At 31.1% G+C, this 20,674-nt stretch carries 20 protein-coding genes; all 20 read left to right on the forward strand.

What is annotated here, in order from left to right:
* The first annotated feature begins 8 nt into the window (after positions 1-8).
* The 20 genes from recN (at position 9) to AC6FXG_RS01775 (ending at position 20,673) form a co-directional block, all read left to right on the forward strand.
* Positions 9-1,676: a DNA repair protein RecN gene (gene recN / locus AC6FXG_RS01680; protein ID WP_500571506.1), complete on the forward strand. Its 1,668-nt coding sequence runs from the start codon at positions 9-11 to the stop codon at positions 1,674-1,676.
* Positions 1,677-2,198, forward strand: coding sequence for an NUDIX hydrolase (locus tag AC6FXG_RS01685; RefSeq protein WP_500571306.1), 522 nt, complete (start codon positions 1,677-1,679; stop codon positions 2,196-2,198).
* The gene (locus AC6FXG_RS01690; protein WP_500571307.1) at positions 2,198-3,484 is read left to right on the forward strand and encodes a thymidine phosphorylase; all 1,287 of its coding nucleotides are present in this window, start codon (positions 2,198-2,200) and stop codon (positions 3,482-3,484) included. The genes AC6FXG_RS01685 and AC6FXG_RS01690 overlap by 1 nt, the downstream gene beginning before the upstream one ends.
* Positions 3,484-4,077 carry a site-2 protease family protein gene (locus AC6FXG_RS01695; RefSeq protein WP_500571308.1) on the forward strand — a complete coding sequence of 198 codons (594 nt, stop codon included), beginning with the start codon at positions 3,484-3,486 and terminating at the stop codon, positions 4,075-4,077. Before AC6FXG_RS01690 ends, AC6FXG_RS01695 begins: the two co-directional genes overlap by 1 nt.
* Positions 4,074-4,781 carry a segregation and condensation protein A gene (locus AC6FXG_RS01700; protein ID WP_500571309.1) on the forward strand — a complete coding sequence of 236 codons (708 nt, stop codon included), beginning with the start codon at positions 4,074-4,076 and terminating at the stop codon, positions 4,779-4,781. Before AC6FXG_RS01695 ends, AC6FXG_RS01700 begins: the two co-directional genes overlap by 4 nt.
* Positions 4,782-4,793: 12 nt before the next feature.
* Complete coding sequence (scpB, locus tag AC6FXG_RS01705) at positions 4,794-5,447, forward strand: SMC-Scp complex subunit ScpB (protein WP_500571310.1); 654 nt, start codon at positions 4,794-4,796, stop codon at positions 5,445-5,447.
* The gene (locus AC6FXG_RS01710) at positions 5,437-6,159 is read left to right on the forward strand and encodes a pseudouridine synthase (RefSeq protein ID WP_075573640.1); all 723 of its coding nucleotides are present in this window, start codon (positions 5,437-5,439) and stop codon (positions 6,157-6,159) included. The genes scpB and AC6FXG_RS01710 overlap by 11 nt, the downstream gene beginning before the upstream one ends.
* On the forward strand, positions 6,146-7,006 hold the full coding sequence (locus tag AC6FXG_RS01715; RefSeq protein WP_075573639.1) for a MurR/RpiR family transcriptional regulator: 861 nt from the start codon (positions 6,146-6,148) through the stop codon (positions 7,004-7,006). The genes AC6FXG_RS01710 and AC6FXG_RS01715 overlap by 14 nt, the downstream gene beginning before the upstream one ends.
* A gap of 54 nt (positions 7,007-7,060) precedes the next feature.
* Complete coding sequence (locus AC6FXG_RS01720) at positions 7,061-7,672, forward strand: hypothetical protein (RefSeq protein WP_500571311.1); 612 nt, start codon at positions 7,061-7,063, stop codon at positions 7,670-7,672.
* Positions 7,672-8,874: a BaiN/RdsA family NAD(P)/FAD-dependent oxidoreductase gene (locus tag AC6FXG_RS01725; RefSeq protein ID WP_500571312.1), complete on the forward strand. Its 1,203-nt coding sequence runs from the start codon at positions 7,672-7,674 to the stop codon at positions 8,872-8,874. The genes AC6FXG_RS01720 and AC6FXG_RS01725 overlap by 1 nt, the downstream gene beginning before the upstream one ends.
* Entirely contained in the window at positions 8,871-9,224 is a 354-nt protein-coding gene (aroH, locus tag AC6FXG_RS01730; protein ID WP_500571313.1) for a chorismate mutase, read from the forward strand. Before AC6FXG_RS01725 ends, aroH begins: the two co-directional genes overlap by 4 nt.
* Positions 9,221-9,862 (forward strand): (d)CMP kinase, encoded by a 642-nt coding sequence (gene cmk, locus AC6FXG_RS01735; protein ID WP_500571314.1) that lies wholly within the window; start codon positions 9,221-9,223, stop codon positions 9,860-9,862. Before aroH ends, cmk begins: the two co-directional genes overlap by 4 nt.
* Positions 9,863-10,447 carry a lysophospholipid acyltransferase family protein gene (locus tag AC6FXG_RS01740; protein ID WP_500571315.1) on the forward strand — a complete coding sequence of 195 codons (585 nt, stop codon included), beginning with the start codon at positions 9,863-9,865 and terminating at the stop codon, positions 10,445-10,447.
* On the forward strand, positions 10,428-11,267 hold the full coding sequence (gene ispH / locus AC6FXG_RS01745) for a 4-hydroxy-3-methylbut-2-enyl diphosphate reductase (RefSeq protein ID WP_500571316.1): 840 nt from the start codon (positions 10,428-10,430) through the stop codon (positions 11,265-11,267). Before AC6FXG_RS01740 ends, ispH begins: the two co-directional genes overlap by 20 nt.
* A 153-nt stretch (positions 11,268-11,420) precedes the next feature.
* Positions 11,421-12,716: a 30S ribosomal protein S1 gene (gene rpsA, locus AC6FXG_RS01750; protein WP_075573632.1), complete on the forward strand. Its 1,296-nt coding sequence runs from the start codon at positions 11,421-11,423 to the stop codon at positions 12,714-12,716.
* A 59-nt stretch (positions 12,717-12,775) separates the two neighbouring features.
* Positions 12,776-14,083 (forward strand): tRNA (N6-isopentenyl adenosine(37)-C2)-methylthiotransferase MiaB, encoded by a 1,308-nt coding sequence (gene miaB, locus AC6FXG_RS01755; protein ID WP_500571317.1) that lies wholly within the window; start codon positions 12,776-12,778, stop codon positions 14,081-14,083.
* Positions 14,083-16,683, forward strand: a complete 2,601-nt coding sequence (mutS, locus tag AC6FXG_RS01760; protein WP_500571318.1) for a DNA mismatch repair protein MutS — start codon at positions 14,083-14,085, stop codon at positions 16,681-16,683. The genes miaB and mutS overlap by 1 nt, the downstream gene beginning before the upstream one ends.
* The gene (gene mutL, locus AC6FXG_RS01765; protein WP_500571319.1) at positions 16,676-18,508 is read left to right on the forward strand and encodes a DNA mismatch repair endonuclease MutL; all 1,833 of its coding nucleotides are present in this window, start codon (positions 16,676-16,678) and stop codon (positions 18,506-18,508) included. The genes mutS and mutL overlap by 8 nt, the downstream gene beginning before the upstream one ends.
* Entirely contained in the window at positions 18,501-19,430 is a 930-nt protein-coding gene (miaA, locus tag AC6FXG_RS01770) for a tRNA (adenosine(37)-N6)-dimethylallyltransferase MiaA (protein WP_500571320.1), read from the forward strand. The genes mutL and miaA overlap by 8 nt, the downstream gene beginning before the upstream one ends.
* On the forward strand, positions 19,417-20,673 hold the full coding sequence (locus tag AC6FXG_RS01775; RefSeq protein WP_500571321.1) for a methionine gamma-lyase family protein: 1,257 nt from the start codon (positions 19,417-19,419) through the stop codon (positions 20,671-20,673). Before miaA ends, AC6FXG_RS01775 begins: the two co-directional genes overlap by 14 nt.
* Position 20,674 lies beyond the last annotated feature (1 nt).

A 20,674-nucleotide genomic window follows, 5' to 3' on the forward strand; every position in this document is an offset into this window, starting at 1 on the left:
AGGAGCTCATGCTTTTAGAATTAAATATTAATAATTTTGCATTAATAAAAAATTCAAGAGTCATGTTTAAACGTGGATTAAATATTTTAAGTGGGGAAACTGGTGCTGGTAAATCTATTGTATTTGAAGCTCTAAGTGTTTGTCTTGGTGAAAGAGCCTCTAAGAATATGATAAAATCTGGTGAAGACCATGCAGTTATAGAGGCGACTTTCTCTGTGAATGAAGAAATTATTCCTACACTAAAAAATTTAGGCGTTTATACAGATGATGAGACTTTTACTATTAGACGAGATATATTTTTAGAATATCCATCCGTATCAAGGATTAATGGTTTTTCTGTTACTATAAACAATTTAAAGCTGCTTGCAAATCAGATTTGCAATATTTATGGACAATATGAGCATCAGATTCTTTTAGATACAGACAACTATTTGCCGATGATAGATGCTTTAAGTGATGAGACTATTAACATAAAAATTCAAGTTGAAGACTTGTTTAAAAAGCAGAGAGCTGCCCAGCAAGAACTAGATAAGCTAATAAAAACATCTGAAAACATTAACCAAGAAATGGACTACTTGGAGTTTCAAATAAATGAAATAGAAGCCCTTGAATTAAAAGAGGGTGAGGAGAGTTCTTTAAAAGAAGAGTTAAATAAACTAGAAAACTATCAGCTTATATATAATTCTATTATTAACGCAAAAAATTCTATCGCTGGAGATTTTGAAACAGGTACTGGAGCATTGAGCTCATTAAATGATAGTGTATCTTCACTAGGAAAAATAGAAGTTTTTGATGAATCGATATCTGAACTCACAAAAAGGTTACAAAGTGTGATTTATGAAGTAGAAGATATATCGGACTCCTTAGATGATTATATGAATGTTGATTTTGATGAATCTAGGCTAGAAGAAATTAATTTTAGACTATCAAGCATTCAAGCTATTAAGAAAAAATATAATAAAGATGTTTCTGAAATAATAAGTTACAGAGATGACTTGCAAGATAATTTGAATAATTTAAAACATATAGAAGACATTATTAAAGCAAAGCAAGATGAAGTAGATGTCCTACAAAAGAAATATGATAAAATCTCAAGACAACTTTCACTTATAAGAAAAGAGAATGCTAAAATTTTTGAAGGACAATTGATGGATGAGTTAAAGCATTTGGATATGAATAATATATATTTTACTGTTTCTTTTGAAGAAAAGTATCCTAGCATAGATGGAATAGATAAAATTGATTTCATGGCTATAACTAATAAGGGAGCTGACTTAAAACCACTTAGAGAAATAATTTCAGGTGGTGAAATGAGCAGATTTATGCTTGCTATAAAGAAAATTTTTGCAAATGATGAGACCAATAAAACTTTGGTATTTGATGAAATAGATTCTGGATTAAGCGGAAAAGCAGCAAATGCTGTAGGCAATAGACTCTTAGATTTATCAAATACTAGACAAGTTATTTTAATTTCACATTTACCACAAATTATTGCCAAAGCGGATGTGCATTTCAAAATTCAAAAGTTTGATGACGATGATGAGACTCAAACACAAATTAGAGAGCTAAATAGAGATGAAAGAATCGAAGAGATTGCAAGGTTATTAAGTGGAGATGTGATCAGCGAAGCTACTTTAAAAAACGCTGAAGAATTGTTAAATGAAAAGAGGGATTAAATGTCAGATTTATATGAAAAGACTATAAAAAGCGATAAGATTTATGAAGGCAAGATTTTAAATTTAAGATTAGATTCAGTTGAGTTGCCTGATAGAAAATATTCAAAAAGGGAAATTGTTGAACACCTTGATGTATCAGCAATAATTTTAGTGCAAGATGGAAAATTACTTTTGATTAAACATTTTAGAAACACTGTAAATGATGTAATATACGAAATTCCAGCTGGAATGGTGGATGCTGGCGAAACACCAATCGAGGCAGCCAAGAGAGAATTGACTGAGGAAACAGGTATAATTGCATCTGATGTTGAGCTGGTTTATTCTTTGTTTAGTTCGCCTGGATATTCTACCGAAAAAATCAATTTCTTCTTTGCTAAAGGTCCATTTGAAAAGGGTGAGCAAAAGGAAAATCTAAAAGTTGAATATATTTATTTAGATAAATTAGGAAAGATGATTGATGACCTAGAAATTATCGACATGAAAACTGTTGTTGCATATTACATTGCAAAGGGGCTGGTTTAATGGATTTTATTTCAATTCTTGAAAAAAAGAGAGACGGACTTAATTTAAATGCTGATGAAATAGATTTTCTTGTTAAAAAAATTGTCGATGGATCACTACCTGACTATCAATTATCAGCTTTTTTAATGGCAACATATATCAATGGTATGACTGATGAAGAGACATACAATTTAACTATGAGCATGGTTAACAATGGAAGTACCGAGTATATAGAAGGCATTAGTGATCATTCTGTTGATAAACATTCAACAGGTGGAGTAGGTGACAAGCTATCATTGCTTATTACACCTATCCTTGCAGCTTATGGTGTGCCGGTTGTTAAAATGAGCGGAAGAGGCTTAGGTATTACAGGAGGTACACTGGATAAACTTGAAAGCATCCCAGGTTTTAATATTTATTTGGACCAAGCAGCAATTGAGAAGCAAGCAAAAGAAATCGGTCTTGTTTTAGCTGCACAAACAAATGATTTAGCACCTGCTGATAAAGTAATCTATGCTCTTAGAGATGTTACAGCTACGATTGATTCTTATCCACTCATTGCTTCGTCTATTATGAGCAAAAAATTGGCCATTAAGAATAAAGCACTTTGTATAGATTTAAAGGTTGGCAAGGGTGCTTTTATGAAGGATTTAGAATCAGCAACAGAACTTGCCAGAATTTTTAAATTTATTGCCGATAAAAATAATAGAGATATTAGTGTTGTGCTTACAGATATGAATAATCCAATAGGTAGATGTGTAGGAAACTCATTGGAAATAATGGAAGTAGTGGATGTATTAAAAGGAAATTTAAAAGAAGAAGTTTATGATATGTCTATAAGATTTGCAGCTGAATCAATACAGCTATTATATCCATCCAAATCCCTCGACGAAATTATTAAAGAGTGTGAGGTCTTAATTGACAATGGTTCTGCATATAAAAAATTTGTAGAACTTGTTAAATGGCAAGATGGGGATGCAAGTTTTCTTGACAATATCGAATCTAGCTTATCAAAAAATAAATATGACGTATTAGCAGATGCAGAGGGCTATGTAGATTATGATGCTCACGCTATTGGTTATTTATCACTAATGTGCGGTGCAGGTAGAAAAACTAAAGAAGATACCATAGACCATGGCGCTGGAATCAAATTTAATAAAGTTCACGGTGATAAAGTTAATAAAGGAGATATATTATATTCCATTTATACAGAAAAAGACTTTAAAGACATCGAAGAATTTATTAAAGGCTCCTATGAACTCAATGATAGCAAGCAAAGCACTGACAGAATTTTAAAGGTGATTTAATGGATGCGATATTAAGTTTTTTGAGATATGCACCTGCACTTGTACTAGCTATAGTTATTCATGAATCAGCTCACGCTTTAGCGGCTTTGGCTGTTGGTGATAGGAGCGCCAAGGATATGGGTAGGGTTTCACTTAATCCCTTCAATCATCTTGATCCAATAGGGCTGGTCTCATTATTTATCTTTAAATTTGGATGGGCTAAGCCAGTTCCTGTTAATCCAGGGAAATTTAAAAATTATAATTTAGGCATGTTTTTAGTCAGCATAGCAGGAATCGTTGTAAATTTTCTATTTGCATTTATTTGTGCGATTATAATTAAAAGTAATGTAATAAGCGCAAATTCATATCTTTATACTTTTTTAGTAATGTCTATGCTCATTAATCTTAATTTAGCATTTTTTAATCTAATACCATTGCCACCTCTTGATGGTTCTAATATTTTACTTTCATTTTTTAGTCCCAGAACTGCTTATGAGGTTCAAAAGTATTCGAGATATACACAATTACTGCTAGTAGTATTAATTTTCAGTGGATCTATTTCAGATGTTTTAGGACATTTAGTAATGTCAACAATGAATTGGATGTTATCATGAGTCAAAATATACTAGTAAAATTAGACGACTATTCAGGTCCTTTGGATTTATTATTAGATTTAATTAAAAAGAATGAAGTTAACATCTATGATATTCCAATAAATTTTATTACACAGGAGTACTTGGATACTCTAAGACAAAATGCAGATATGGGTATAGAAATTCAGGTTGAATTTTTATACTTGGCGGCGACTTTATTAAATATAAAAACAAAAATGATGCTTCCATCTAAAGATGAGGAGGAATATGATGACCCTCGGGTTAATCTTGTTGAGCAGCTTATTGTTTATAATCGATTTAAGATGACCCAAGCTGATTTGTTTGCCTTACTAGATAATAATTTATTATCTTATGATAAAAGTCTGGATGAGGACGTATTTAATACTAATGTTGTATATACAATTAGCTATAATAAGGATAACTTGTTTAATACATTTAATAGTTTAATTAACGATAAAAAACAAGCCTTGGTTAGCAATGAAATTTTAATTGTTAAAGAAAGATATAAGACAGAAGATCTGGTCCAGGATATAAAAAATATTTTGCTTAAAGACAATGATATTTCTTTAAGAAAAATATCTAATAATAAAAATCGTGAATATTTAATTACTGCTTTTTTAGCAATTCTAGAATTATTAAATAGCGGATTAATTGTTTGCAAACAGGAATCAGCATTTACAGATATCTACTTAAGCAAAATTTAAAAGAGGTTTAAAGTGTGTGAAGACAGAATAAAATATAAAAATTCAATTGAGGCTTTACTTTTTGCCTGGGGTGATATGATTGAAATTAGCGAAATATCTAAATATTTTGATATTAATAAATCTATCGTAGAAGACATTATTTATGAATTAAAAAATGAATATAATGATAGGGGTTTACGGATTCAAATTATTGGTAAATCAGTTCAGCTAAATTCCAATCCAGAATATCATAAAATAATCTCTGATTTTGGTGTAAAGCAAAAAAAGAGAAACTTATCTAATGCAGCTATGGAAACCCTAAGTGTTATCGCGTACTTACAACCAACCACCAAGTCTGTAATTGAGCAAATTAGAGGAGTTAAAAGTGACGGATCTGTTAGGACGCTATTAGATAGAGGACTAGTAAGAGAGGCCGGAAATTTAAATCAACCGGGCAGACCTATAGTTTACAAGACTACAGATAAATTTTTAAAGTCATTTGAGATTGAAAATTTGAATGATTTACCAGAACTTGTTGATAAGGAAGAAATCCTCGAGCTATTAAAGATTACAGAAATTGATTTTGACGATATAATTGAAATAGAATCAGTAGAAGAAGACGAGGATAGTATAGAATCTATTTCTAGTGATACTAATAATGAGGTAGAAAATACAAATGAGGCTTAATAAATTTATTTCTAATTCCGGATACTCTTCAAGAAGAAAAGCTGATGAAATTATTAAATCGGGTCTTGTAACAGTTAATGGTGAAATAATAAAAAATATAGGACATGATGTTTCCGAAAATGACTATGTAAAGGTAGATGGCAAAACAATTCAGTTAAGTAAAGGAAATGTTTATTTTGCCTTATATAAACCTAGAGGATATCTATCATCTAATTCTGATATTCACCATGATAAACTTGCAGTAGATTTAATTAATTACAACAAGAAACTTCAATATGTTGGTAGGCTTGATCTAGATAGCGAAGGATTGATTATTTTAACAGATGATGGCGAATTTACAAATATAATGACGCATCCATCTTTTCAAATTAAAAAAACATATTTAGTTTATATTAATGACTATGTTCCTGATAGAATTATTAAGGAGATTGAAAATGGAGTTAAGCTTGAAGATGGCCTTACTCAAAAATGCCTTATAAATGTCAAGAATAGAAACAAGTATCAAACAAAATTAGAAATCCAAATTTATGAAGGACGTAATCGTCAAATTAGAAGGATGTTTGAAAAGTTTAATTTTACTGTAAACCGATTAATTAGAACTAAGCATGGAGAAATTAGCCTGAACGGACTTACAGAGGGGAAGTATAGACAATTTGATAAAAATGAGTTAAAATATGTTAAGGAGCTACTAAAGATTCATGGCAGTAAATGAAAAAAAGTTAAAAAACTTAATTTATGAGAAATATGAAAATCTTAGTAAAGGTCAACAAAAAATAGCTGATTTTATCCTTCTTAATTCTAACGAGATGGTTGATATGACCGCTAAAGATTTAGCTTGCAAACTAAAACTTAGCGAATCAACAATAGTAAGGTTTGCTCAAGAGCTAGGCTTTGAAGGGTATAGAGATTTAAAAGAGATTATAATCGATGATGTAAAAAGTACATCTACATCGATAGATAGGATGAACATCTTTTCTGAAGTAGATGCATATACAAGCTCTATATATAGCTCGGTAAATTCGGAGATTTCTTATTTAAAAAAGTTAGAACTTATTGATAAATCTACAGTAAAGGAAATTGTTGAAAATTTTTTAACTGCTAGAAAAATATATTTGCTAGGATGTAGGACTTCTCATTTTTTAGCTTCGTATTTTAATTTTTATTTAAGAATTTTACTTGACAATGTATGCTTGCTGGGAGAAAATGAAACCACAATTTTTGAAGAAATGGTCGACGCTGATGAAAATGATTTATTATTTGTAATCAGCTATCCAAGATATACTAGATTGATGTTAGACGTTGTACAGTACGCCAAAGATAAGAATGTTAAAATAGCATCATTAACAGATAATGATTCAAATAAATTATCAAAAATGTCTGATTTATCAATTGCAGCAAATAATAATTTGTTGTTTTTTGTAGATTCGCTTGTAGTTCCTATGGCGATCATAAATGGGATTATAGTTGATATAAGCATGAGCAATAGGCAAAATACAATCAATAGCCTATCTCAAATGGAAGACCTGTGGAAAAAATATAATATATTTGACACAGAATGATTTAGGGAGGTAATTATGAAGAGAAGGATTTTAGTTGCAGTAGTAGCTATAGGAATGCTATTTACTACAGGATGTAAATTATTTAGTGACGGAGATATTAATGCAAGAAAAGTTGCTACATTAAAAGAAGAAGAAAAGATGCAAATTGCCAATGAACTAGCATCGATTGTATTAACCGAAGACGAAAAATTTAATTTTATCACTGAAAAAATGTTAGATCAAATTGCTTTAACAAAAGATGATAAGACTGTAGCTCAACTTAGAACACAAATTGAAGCCAATAAAGCTAACCTATATGAATCATATTTAAATGATTACAAGGAATTAAATGCAGTTAATACTCCAGGTGAAGAAGAAATAATTGTTAATATTCCATTTTTAGACAATATTGTGGAAATTATTAAGAACATATATACAGGAACCTATGAATCAGAAGAAACATTTGCTGCTGCAATAGAAAATTACAATGCAGATTATCAAAATGCTTTCAGAATGGTTCGCGATGAAGGAAAAACCTATGAAGGTTTAGAGTATACAAAGACAATAGTTACAGTTGATAACCCAAGAGAATATAGGGCTGAACTAAAGGGTTCTGATAAAACAATTTATATATATTTTTCAGAATCTAATGGAGTCTTAAATCTATCAAGAATTGTTGCTGAATAATGATTTATGATCTTATTGTTATTGGTGCTGGTGCCAGCGGTCTACTAGTTGCTTCAATGGTAAGTGAAAATCAAAAGGTTTTAATTATTGAAAAAAACGAAAAACCAGGCAAGAAGCTAAAAATAACAGGTAAGGGTAGATGCAATATTACAAATTCAAGACCAATAAATGAATTCTTTGACGAAGTTTTTTCAAACAGCAAATTTTTGTTTTCGTCTTTTTATGAATTTACAAACTACGATTTATTGGATTATTTGAAAGAAAAAGGTTTAAATACAAAAACTGAAAGGGGAGGACGCGTCTTCCCCTTTACTGATAAGTCTACAGATGTTATTGATGCCTTATATAGTAATTCAAAAGCAGACTTTGTATTTAATGAAAATGTTTTAAGTGTATCAAAAGATAATTGCTTTAATGTTGAGACAAATAAAGGCAAGTACAAATCAAAAAAATTATTAATTGCAACTGGTGGCTTATCATATCCAATGACTGGCTCAACTGGTGATGGGTATAAATTTGCTGAGAGTTTTGGCCACACTATTATATCGACCAGACCAGCACTTGTGGGTTTAAATGTTGATTTAAATGATGATAAAGAGCTTATGGGCCTATCATTAAGAAATGTAAATGTAAGCTTAACTTCAAAGAAAAGACAGATATCTGAGTTTGGAGAATTACTATTTACTCACTATGGTTTAAGTGGACCGACTATTTTAACTTTAAGTTCTTATGCACAAAAAGGCGATATAATATCTATTGATTTAAAACCTGCCCTTGATAATACTAAATTAGATAATAGGTTATTGCGTGATTTTGATGAGAATATTAATAAGTCATTTAAGAATTCTCTAGATAAGTTATTGCCTAAGTCTATGATTAATTATATTGTAAAAAGGTCTGGAATTGACGAAGACAAAAAAGTCAATCAGATAACTCTTGATGAAAGAAAGAGATTGCTTGAGCTTATTAAAAATCTGGAGTTTAAGATTTTATCTAGAAGAGGATTTAATGAAGCAGTTATAACTGACGGAGGCATTAATGTAAAAGAAATTAATCCAAAAACTATGGAGTCTAATTTAGTGCCTGGTCTATATTTTTCTGGAGAAATAATTGATGTAGCTGCAAATACTGGTGGTTATAATTTACAAATTGCATTTTCAACTGCTTATAAGGCTTTTAAATCAATATCGGAGGAATTATGAAGATAATAAGAGGTGCTATTACAATAGAAAATGATACCGCTGATGAGGTTAACAAAGCTTCTTGCTATTTGATGAAAGAAATACTTAAGCTTAATGAAATTTCATCAGATGATATTATATCTATAACAACTACAGCAACGAAAGATATAACATCAGCCTATCCAGGACCTGGCATCAGGATGGCTGGAGTTGATGTTCCCATAATATGCGTTCAGGAGCAGTATGTTGCACGCTCTCTTGAAAAGTGCATTAGATTTGTTGTAACGACTGATATTTCTAAAAGTGTTTCTCACGTTTATGTTGGGAAGGCAAGATCTTTAAGACCAGATTTATATGCGGAGGTAAAATGATTATTACTTTTGATGGCCCTAGCGGGTCAGGTAAGAGCACACTAGCTAAGAAAGTTTCAAAAAAACTTAAAGTTATGCATATAGATTCAGGCTCTATTTATCGTACGATTGCTTATTATCTAATTAAAAATAATATCGGCCTTGAAGATGCCAAGGATAAAGTTAAAGATATATGCATAAGTTATAATAAATATGGTGTATCTTTAGATGGAAAACATTTAAAAGACGAACTTAGAACTGCAGACGTGACAAATATGTCCAGTGTAATTGCAACCAAGAGATATGTTAGAGAAAAGGTTAATAGTATTATTAGACAGACGGCATATGAATATTCTGTTATTGTTGATGGAAGGGATATTGGCACAGCAGTTTTACCTAATGCTGACTATAAATTTTATATTGATGCAAGTGCTAGTACTCGTGCTCGCAGGAGATACAATCAGCTTAAAAGAAAAGATATGCTAAATGGTAAGAGCTATCAAGAAATATTAATTGATATTGAAGCTAGGGATAAAAGGGATAAGGAAAGGGATATTGATCCTTTGGCTATCCCAGAAAATGCAATTATAATTAATACTTCAAATAAAAAAATTAATGATACTATTGATGAGATTTTATCTCATATACAGGGAGTTTAAATGAAATTTATTTTATTTATTTCAAAAATATTATCATATATACTTTTTAGAGTAAGGATTCACAATAAGGACAAAATTATTTGTGATGGGCCTATTATTTTCTGTGCCAATCACTTGTCTAATTGGGATCCTATTTTAATGTATTTATATTTTCCTAGAGAAATTATTTTTATGGCCAAGAAAGAGCTTTTTGAAATTAAACCAGTTAAATGGTTGTTCAACAAATTAAATATGATTCCTGTTGACAGGAAAAAACCCGAATTAAGCTCAATCAAAGATTCTATCAGTGTTCTTAAAAATGATAAAGCTTTGGGAGTATTTCCTCAAGGAACCAGGAAAAAATATATTAATATTGATGACGCAAAAGCGGGAGTTGGACTAATTGCATATAAAGCAAATACAGGGATACAACCTATTTATATAAAATCAAAATATAAGTTGTTTTCCAAGGTAGAATTTTTTGTAGGGGATCCTATTTATACAGAAACAGGTAGCGAATTAACTTCTAAAGAGTTATATGATAAAATGAGCAAGGATGTCATGATTACAATTAAGGAAATGGCTGATGCAAGTAATCTTAGCTGATGAATTAGGTTTTTGCTTTGGAGTTAAGAGGGCTTTTGATCTTGCAATAGATAATGCAAAAGACTCTGCTATTATTGGTCAACTTGTCCACAACGAGGATGTTCAAAGAAGGATAGAGGATGCTGGCATAGTTGAATATACGGATGGTTGTGAGTGTAAAAATCTAATTTTAAGAAGTCATGGGACAATTAAGTCCGAGAAAGATAAGTTAGCAAAAAAATATAATTTGATAGATACTACTTGTCCAGTTTTATTAAATATTTATAAAATGATTAATAAATATAATTCCTTAGGATATATAAATATAATATTTGGGTCCAAGTCCCATCCTGAAGTTTTGGCTACAGCATCACAAGTTGAAGGTACAATTATTGTTGATGATGTTTCTGATATTGATAAGTTAGATGCAAATAAGAAATACTTTGTTACTATGCAGACAACTTTAAATACTGAAAAGTCAAAGATCTTAACAGAATATATATTAAATAAATTTAAAGATAATAAAGAAAACCTTATTATACAAAATACAATTTGCAACGCTTCAATAAAACGAAGACAGGCTATTATAAAGTTAATGGATCTTACAGATTGTATAATTGTTTTGGGCGGAGAAAATTCAAATAACACTAAAGAATTAGCAAATATTTTAAAAGAAAATAATTTTCCATTTTATTTAACAAAAGACGTATTTTCACTTGATTTATATGAGATTAACAAGTATAATAGAGTAGGAGTATCCGCTGGGGCTTCAACTCCAGACTGGATAATTGAGGAGACTGTTAGAGTGTTAAACGACATTGACAGAAACATTGAAGGATAAAATCAATTTAAAATCCGTATGGATATGTGGTTGATGTATGATTACTTCAAGATGTTACGAATCGGGGTAGCCGACAGGTGAGTCGATTAAGAAGGATGATAAGTCCTACTGACACAGTAACAGAATCAAAAAAGATATTGAAGGAGAGATACTATGAACACAAATGAATTAAACACAAATGTTTCAAACAACGAAAGTGAATTGTCAAACACAACAGTTCAACCTACAGACCAAGATGCGATGATGCAACAAATTGAGGACACATTTACTCGCATCAGAAGAGGACAGATTGTACCGGGAGAAATTCTATATGTAACTGACAATCAAATTATGGTTAACATTAATTTCAGATCAGACGGAATTATTAATCGTGATGAAATGCCAGAAGATATTGAAGACCCAAGAGAACATTTTAAAGCTGGAGACCAAATCGATGTTTACGTCGTTAAGGTTGACGATGGCGAAGGTAATGTAGTATTAAGCTTAAGAAGAATTAAAGACGTTAAGGCATGGGATGATCTAGAAGCAAAATTTGAAGCTAAAGAACATCTTAATGTTCTTATCAAGGAAGAAGTTAACAAGGGTTTAGTAGCTGACTATGAAGGTGCTAGGTTATTTATGCCTGCAAGCCATGCTTATGACAGATTTAGAAAGAATCTCTCAGGTCTAGTAGGTCAAACTGTAGAAGTTGAACTAATTGATTTTGACAAATCTAGAAGAAGAGCAATCGTATCTAGACGTGAGATTGAACGTGAAAGAATTCAAAAAGAAAAAGATGAATTTTGGAGTCAAATCGAAGTTGGACAAGTTAGAACTGGTAAAGTTGCTAGACTTACAAACTTTGGTGCATTTATTGAATTAGGACCAGTAGATGGTTTGATCCACATAAGTGATATGAGCTGGGGAAGAATTAGAAGTCCTAAAGAACTTCTAAATGTTGGCGATGAAATTGAAGTTAAAGTTTTAGACATCGATCAAGAAAAAGAAAGAGTTTCATTAGGAATCAAACAATTAAAAGAAGATCCATGGGTAACTTTCACAAGCAACTACAAAGTTGGCGATACCATCAAAGGAACAGTTGTTTCAATGCCAGATTTCGGTGCATTTGTTAACGTTGGCGATGGAATTGATGGCCTTGTACACATTTCACAAATTTGTGTAGAACACATTGAAAAGCCATCAGATGTTCTTAATATTGGTCAAGAAGTAGAAGCCAAAATCGTAGATATTAAGGATGAAGACAAGAAGGTTTCTTTGAGCATGAGAGCTTTAGTTGAACCTGAAAAGCCACAAAGAGAACGTCGCCCAAGAAAAGAAAGAGTTAAAGAAGAAGCTCCAAAGGAAGAAAAGGTAGAAACAAATCCTATTGATAATCCACTTTTCGATAGTGAAGTTCTTGGTGAACTTAAGAAAATGGCTCAAGCTGAATCAGATGATACAGAAGAATAAATTTTAATTTTGAGAAGCTGCCTATATCTATAGGCAGCTTTATTTAGTTAGGTGATATTTTGAAATATATTATTAAAACATATGGTTGTCAAATGAATGAGCATGACTCAGAAATTTTAGCCCATAAGCTTGAAGACATGGGATACTCATGTACAGATGAGCTTAAGGATGCTGATTTAATAATTTTTAATACTTGTGCTATCAGAAAAAATGCTGAAAACAAGGTTTATGGTAATTTAGGTTGGCTAAAGGGCGACTCTCATTTTGATAACAAGATTGTCTGTGTATGTGGTTGCATGATGCAATCCGAAGAGATTAGAAATACTATTTTAGAAAAATATAAAAATGTTAATATAATTTTTGGTACCAATAATATTGATAAGATTGATAGTTTTATTAAGGAATATTTGAATACTGGAAAAACTGTTGTAGAAATAAAAGAAGAGAATGATTATATTGACAAGACCTTTAATGCAGTTCGACCTTTTAAATTTAAAAGCTTTGTAAATATTACTTATGGTTGTAATAATTTTTGCACTTACTGTATTGTTCCGTACACAAGGGGGAGAGAAACCTCTAGATTACAAAAAGATATAGTGGATGAAGTTAAATTTTTAGTTAACAATGGCGTAAAAGAGGTTATGCTTTTAGGTCAAAATGTAAACTCCTATGGAAAAATATTTAAAGATGGAACTAATTTTGCCGGACTATTAAAAGAGCTTGGTCAGATTAGAGATTTAAAAAGAATTAGGTTTATGACTCCGCACCCTAGAGATATAAGTGAGGAGTTTTTGGATTGTTATTCATCAGTTGATAATTTAATGCCTCAGCTACATCTACCTATTCAATCTGGTTCAGACAAAGTCTTAAAAGATATGAATAGGCACTATGATACTGAAAAATATTTAAAAATTATAGATTATGCAAAGAAGGTAAGGCCAGATATTTCTTTTTCAACTGATATAATTGTTGGATATCCAACAGAGACCGAAGAGGATTTTGAGAGGACCTTGGATATAATTAAAGAGGTAAGATATGATTCTGCATTTACTTTTATATTTTCACCTAGGCCTAATACGCCAGCAGCAAGATTAAAACCACTGGATAAAGATGTTGTTAAAGATAGGTTTGACAGGTTGACAGATTTGATGAATGATATACAGTTAAAAAACCACGAGGATACGGTGGGTAAGAGATATGAGGTTTTAGTAGAGAGTTATAACGAAGATAACGCAACAATAGAAGGCAGAAACGAGTACGGTAGGACTATTGTTTTTGAAGGCTCTAAAGATGATATTGGCAGAATTTTAACCGTTGAGGTTGATAAGGTAAATACATTTACAAGTTATGGTAAAGAGGTAAGATAATGATTTCATTAAAAAACATTGATATTAATAATTTAACACCAATGATGAAACAGTATGCAAAAATTAAAAAAGAATGCATGGATACGGTCCTTTTCTATAGATTGGGTGATTTTTATGAGATGTTTTTTGATGATGCTATTATTGCTTCAAAGATATTAGGCTTGGCGCTTACAGGTAGAGACTGTGGTCTTGAAGAACGGGCCCCTATGTGTGGTGTTCCATACCATTCTGCAACTCAGTATATAAAAAATTTAATATCTGAAGGCTATAAGGTTGCAATTTGTGAGCAATTAGAAGATCCTGCAAATTCAAAAGGGCTGGTAGATAGAGGAATTGTAAAAGTTTTTACTCCAGGCACAATTTTGGATGATGGATATTTAAATAATAGCGAAAATAATTTTATAGGATCAATTTATGCAGGAGATAAAATTGGAGCAAGTTTTTGTGATATTTCAACTGGAGAGCTAATGCTTGAAGAATTTGAAATAGATGATTTTAAAAATTTATATAGCGAATTAAATAAGTTTGATCCCAAAGAGATTATAGTAAATGAACAATTGCTTTATGAGAAGCTTTCAAAAGAAAAATTTAATGTAATATTTGTTAATTCTCATAATAAAAAATCTTTTAACGACCTTAAAACTCTAGTTAATGACATTGTTGGCTTAGAAAATTATGAGAGCTTTAATGATTTTGAAACAAACTCAATGTATATGCTATTTCAATATTTGATTGAAAATAAAAATACAAAACTAGGACATATAAATTCTGTTTCAAGGATTTCAATCAATGCTTATATGGGATTAGATGATATTGCCATTAAAAATCTTGAAATAATAAAAACTATTTTTGATAACAGTAAGAAGGGGTCTTTATTAAATGTATTAGATAAGACAGTGACTTCTAAAGGCTCACGCATGCTAAAAAGTATGGTTGAAAGACCACTGTTGGATATAGATCAAATTAACACAAGACTTGATATTGTTGAATGTTTTTATTCTGATCCAATTACATCTGAGAACATCAGAGATTTACTGGATTATGTTTCAGATATTGAAAGAATTGTTTCTAAAATAGTTGCAAAGATTGCAGGTCCAAGAGACCTAATCAACTTAAAGACTAGTTTAGGTGTTGTTCCAAGGATTAAAGAAATTATTTCATCTTTTGACTCTAAGGCTTTTGATACTATTAAAATCGATCCAAATGAATCCATATTTCATTTAATTGATGCATCAATAGTTGATGAGCCTCCAAACTCTATTAATGATGGAGATTGTATAAGAGATGGATATAATAGCAATCTGGATGAAATAAAAAGCAGGTCCAGGCATTCAGAAAATTTACTTTTAGATTATGAAAATAAACTAAAAGAAGAATCTTCTATAAAGAATTTAAGAGTAAAATACAATAAAGTAACTGGATATTTTATTGAGGTTTCAAAAGGACAAATTGAAAATGTTCCCGATTATTTTAGGAGGATTCAAACCTTAAAAAATGTAGAAAGGTATATGACTAATGACCTGTCTGAAATAGAGTACAAGATTTTAAATGCTTCAAAAGAAGCTTTAGAACTTGAAAAAGAACTCTATGATCAAATACTAGTTACCATTATACCAAGCATTTCTTCACTAAAATTACTTGCAGAAAGTCTTGCAAGTTTGGATGCACTTTTATCATTAGCAGAGACAGCCAGGCTGAATGGATATGTAAGACCAAACTTTAATACAAGCGGGATTACAGAACTAAAAGCATGCAGGCATCCCGTAGTTGAATTAAATACATCACTTGAAGACTTTATTCCAAATGATGCTTTCTTTGATATGGAAAATAGGTATGCAATCATTACTGGTCCAAACATGAGTGGTAAATCTACTTATATGAGGACGATTGCCTTAAATCAAATCCTGGCACAAATTGGTTCATTTATTCCAGCGGATAGTGCTAATTTATGCATAATAGATAATATTTTTACAAGAATAGGAGCAAGCGATGCCCTAAATCAAGGCAAGTCTACTTTTATGGTTGAGATGACAGAAGTAAGTAATATTTTAAACAATGCAAGCAAAGATTCTTTGATATTATTAGATGAAGTTGGAAGGGGAACAAGCACTTATGATGGCATGTCCATTGCTTTTGCTCTTATGGAGTATATAGTAAAAGAAATTGGTGCAAAAACAATGTTTTCTACTCATTATCAAGAATTATCTGAGCTTGAAGATAAACTTCCACACGTATTTAATCTCACACTTGATATAAGAGAAAATAATGACGAGATTTTGTTTTTACGCAAGGTAAAGCCAGGGGTTACTAATAAATCCTATGGTATTCATGTTGCTAAATTAGCTGGACTACCTAATTCGCTAACTGATATTGCCGAACACTATCAAGAAAACTTTGCAAACACTAGCAAAGCAAGCGATAATTCGTACGCACAATTTACTTTTTTAGCTAATGAACAAAAACCTACAAGCAAAACTAAAAGCAATAATAAAAATGAAGAAAAGGTTATTAAAAAAATTAAAAATCTAGTGCCTGATAAAATGTCACCTATAGATGCATTAAAGTTTTTGTATGAAATAAAGGATGATATCTATGAATAAAATTAGAGAACTTTCTCAAGATACAATTGAAAAAATTGCAGCAGGTGAGGTTATTGAAAGACCAGAATCCGTTATCAAAGAAGCTGTAGAAAATTCAATAGATGCTAAGAGTACTTCCATACTGATAGATATTAAATCTGGTGGAAAAGATTATATAAGAGTAACTGATAATGGAATTGGCATAAGCTATGATGATTTGGATTATGCTTTTAAAAAACATTGCACTTCAAAGATTCTTTCTTTTGATGAAATCTACAACCTTAATTCTTGTGGATTCAGAGGAGAAGCTTTAAATTCGATTGCAAGCGTTTCAAAAGCAAGCCTTGTAAGTAAAGTCCAAGGAGAGGAAGCATATAGGATTCAATATGAATACGGAAACTTTATAAACAAAACAAATGCTGTTGCAAATCTAGGCACAAGTCTAATTGTGGAGGATTTGTTTGGCAATATGCCCGTTAGAAAACGCCTGTTGGCAAGCGACAGGACAGAAGAAAATCGTATTAGGTCTTTGATAGAACGTTTTGCCATTGGATATCCTCAAGTGGCCTTTAAACTTGTGTCGAATTCTAGAGTTTTATTAAACACATCTGGATCCAATGATTTAAAACAAGCAATCTTTGAAGTTTTTGGAAAGAATGTTGTTAAAGATATAATTGAAGTAAAATCAGACCGCATAAATGGCTATATATCTAATAGCAATTTATATTCTAACAATACATCTAACCAAATGATATTTATAAATAACAGAATAGTCTATAACGAAGAGCTATCCAAAGCGGTTGAAAGTCAATATTTTGGTAAAATACCTAATACTAAGCATCCCTTATTTTTTTTATTCATTGATGTAGATAAAAATGAAGTCGATGTCAATATTCATCCGTCCAAAAAATATGTAAAGATAACATTTAATGAAGATTTAATTAGCGAAATAAAATCGACTATATCTAATTCATTAGATGAGTCTAATAAATTTTCTTTCTTTAATAATCAAGATGATGATTCTATAGAGTTTAGAATTTATGAAAAAGATAATCTTGATACAAGCAAGGTTAAAGAAGATGAGATTTATATTGATATTCCAACGGAAGAAAAAGTTATTAGGCCATCTGATTTAGAGAATAAGGAGGCCCCAGGCGTACCTTATATACAAAATGAGCTAAATATTTCTGTTCCAAATATAATCGTCCACGAAAATGAAACAAATTATGAGCCTGATAGTATAATAGACTTAAATAATATATTTCCAGATAAACAAGTTGGCAGCTTTAACAAAGTAATAGGTGTTATTATTAAAAAATATCTATTAATTGAAAATAGGCCTAATAATTTAATTATATTAATGGACTTGCAGCATGCACTATCTAGAAACTTTTATGATCTCTATACAAAGGACATAAGTGAAAAAAATGTACCTATACAGGGTTTTTTAGAGCCTTTAATTTACAAATTTGATTATAGCGATGCCGAATTTATAAATAATAATCTAGATTTAATGCTTGATCTTGGATTTGATCTGACAGCTATGGGTAAGGATAGCTTCTTATTAAGGGGAATTCCATCCTATTTAACTGATTATTTTAAAGAGGATGATTTAATTGACATTGTTAATGATATCTCAAAGGATAAAAATCTTGTCCTACCTAATCTCATAAATAGAGTAAGCTTGATAGCTGCAAATGCAGAGCCATTTTTTAATGACATTACAGGGAAAAATATATTAGATAAATTATTATTATCAAACGAACCTTACACATCTCCAAGTGGGCAGGCAATATTTAAAATCCTGCCGGCCGAAGAGTTTGTTAGGAGGTTTTATTATGAATAAATTAATCCTAATAAGCGGCCCAACAGGAGTAGGCAAGAGTTCTCTAGCAATTAAACTTGCAAAAATTCTAGATACTGAAATAATTTCTGCAGATAGCATGCAAATATACAAGGGTTTTAATATTGGAACTGCAAAAGTTACTGAAGAGGAAATGCAGGGTATTAAACACCATATGATTGATATAGTAGATGCAAATGACAATTTTTCGGTCAAAGAATATAGAGAAATGGCTTATAAGATTATCGATAAACTCCATTCTGAAAATAAAATACCCATAGTGGTAGGGGGGACAGGTCTATATATTAACTCGCTTATCTACAATTTAAATTTTGACGATAACAATGCTGATGAAGATATTAGAAATATACTTAATAATTTGTTGGAAGAAAAGGGCATAGAGTATATTAGAAATATTCTAAAGCATGTTGATGAGGAGTCATATAACAAACTTCACCTAAATGATTACAAAAGAAATATCAGGGCCTTAGAATATTTTTTATGTAAAAATGAAAAGTACTCCGATAAAGAAAATCAATTTCGTGTTGACAATGGTAAGTATGAATGGTATCTGTATGCTCTTACAAGAGACAGGGTGGAACTATATAGAGATATTGATACTAGAGTTGATGACATGTTAAAAGATGGCTTACTGGATGAATTTGAAGTTTTAAAGAAATCAGGTGTTAAAGATGATGCTCAATCTATGACTGCTATCGGCTATAAAGAATTGGTTAAGTATAAAAACGGAGACTATGACCTTGATACGGCTATAAAGCTTATAAAACAACATTCAAGAAATTATGCAAAAAGGCAATTAACCTGGTTTAGAAACGATGAAAAGGCGAAATTTATTGATGTTGGTGCCAAGGATAAGGAAGAAATAATTAAAGAAATATTGGAGGATATAAATGTCAAATATTGATGATATTTTTAATATAGATATAATAGAAGAAATTCATAATGCTGAAGCAAGCATTCAAGAAGAATTTAAAATCCTGGACGAAATTGCTTTTAAAAATCAATACAAGGTTTTAAAGGCAATGCAAGATGAATATCTTGGATCTTCTGATTTTATGGGAACAACAGGTTATGGATATGGAGATGTTGGTAGAGATAAGGTTGAAGCCATATACAGAAATATTTTTCACACTGAAGATGCTCTTGTAAGGCCCAGCATTGCATCAGGAACCCACGCTATATATCTTAGCCTTAAATCGGTTCTAAAGCACGGAGACAGCCTTTTATTTGCATCTGATATTCCATATGACACCATGCAAAAAGCAATTGGTTATACTGGCGAAGTTGCAGGTTCACTAATGGAAAATGGAATTGAAATTGATTTTGCAAAGCTAGATGAAAATAACAAAATGTCTTTTGAAAATATTAAAGAAAAGATTAAAGATAATACAAAAGTAATTGCAATTCAACGATCAACAGGCTATTCTTTGCGATCTGCTTTTACAATTAGTGAGATAGAAGATATTATCAAGCAAATTAAAGACTTTAATAAGGATATAATTGTATTTGTAGATAATTGCTATGGAGAATTTACTAGTACGCTAGAGCCTTCAGATGTAGGGGCAGATTTAGTTGCTGGATCACTTATTAAAAATCCAGGTGGTGGAATTGCACTTTCTGGTGGTTATATTGTCGGAAGGGCTGATTTAGTTGACAGATGTTCAAATGAATTAACTGCTCCGGGCATAGGTAAAGAAGTTGGTTTATCATTTGGCACAACTAGATTGACACTTCAAGGATTGTTTTTGGCACCACACATTGTTTGTCAAAGTGTTAAAGGTGCAACACTGATACAAAGAGTATTTTATAACAGGGGATATGAAATTATTCCAAAAATAGGAGAGGAGAGAAGTGATATAGTTCAAACTATTATCTTTAAAGATCCTGAACTCTTAAAAAAATTTGCAATTTCAATTCAAGAGGCTGGAGCTGTTGATTCTCATGCGATTCCAACAGCATGGGACATGCCAGGATATGAAGACCAGGTAATTATGGCAAGTCCTTCATTTATAGACGGATCTAGCATTGAACTAAGTGCTGATGCGCCCATGAGAGAGCCATATGCGGGCTATTATCAAGGTGGCTTGACATATGAACATGTTAAAATTGCACTTATGAATGTATTAAAAAGTTTTAATAAAAAATAAA

This window comes from Ezakiella massiliensis, from assembly GCF_059862345.1.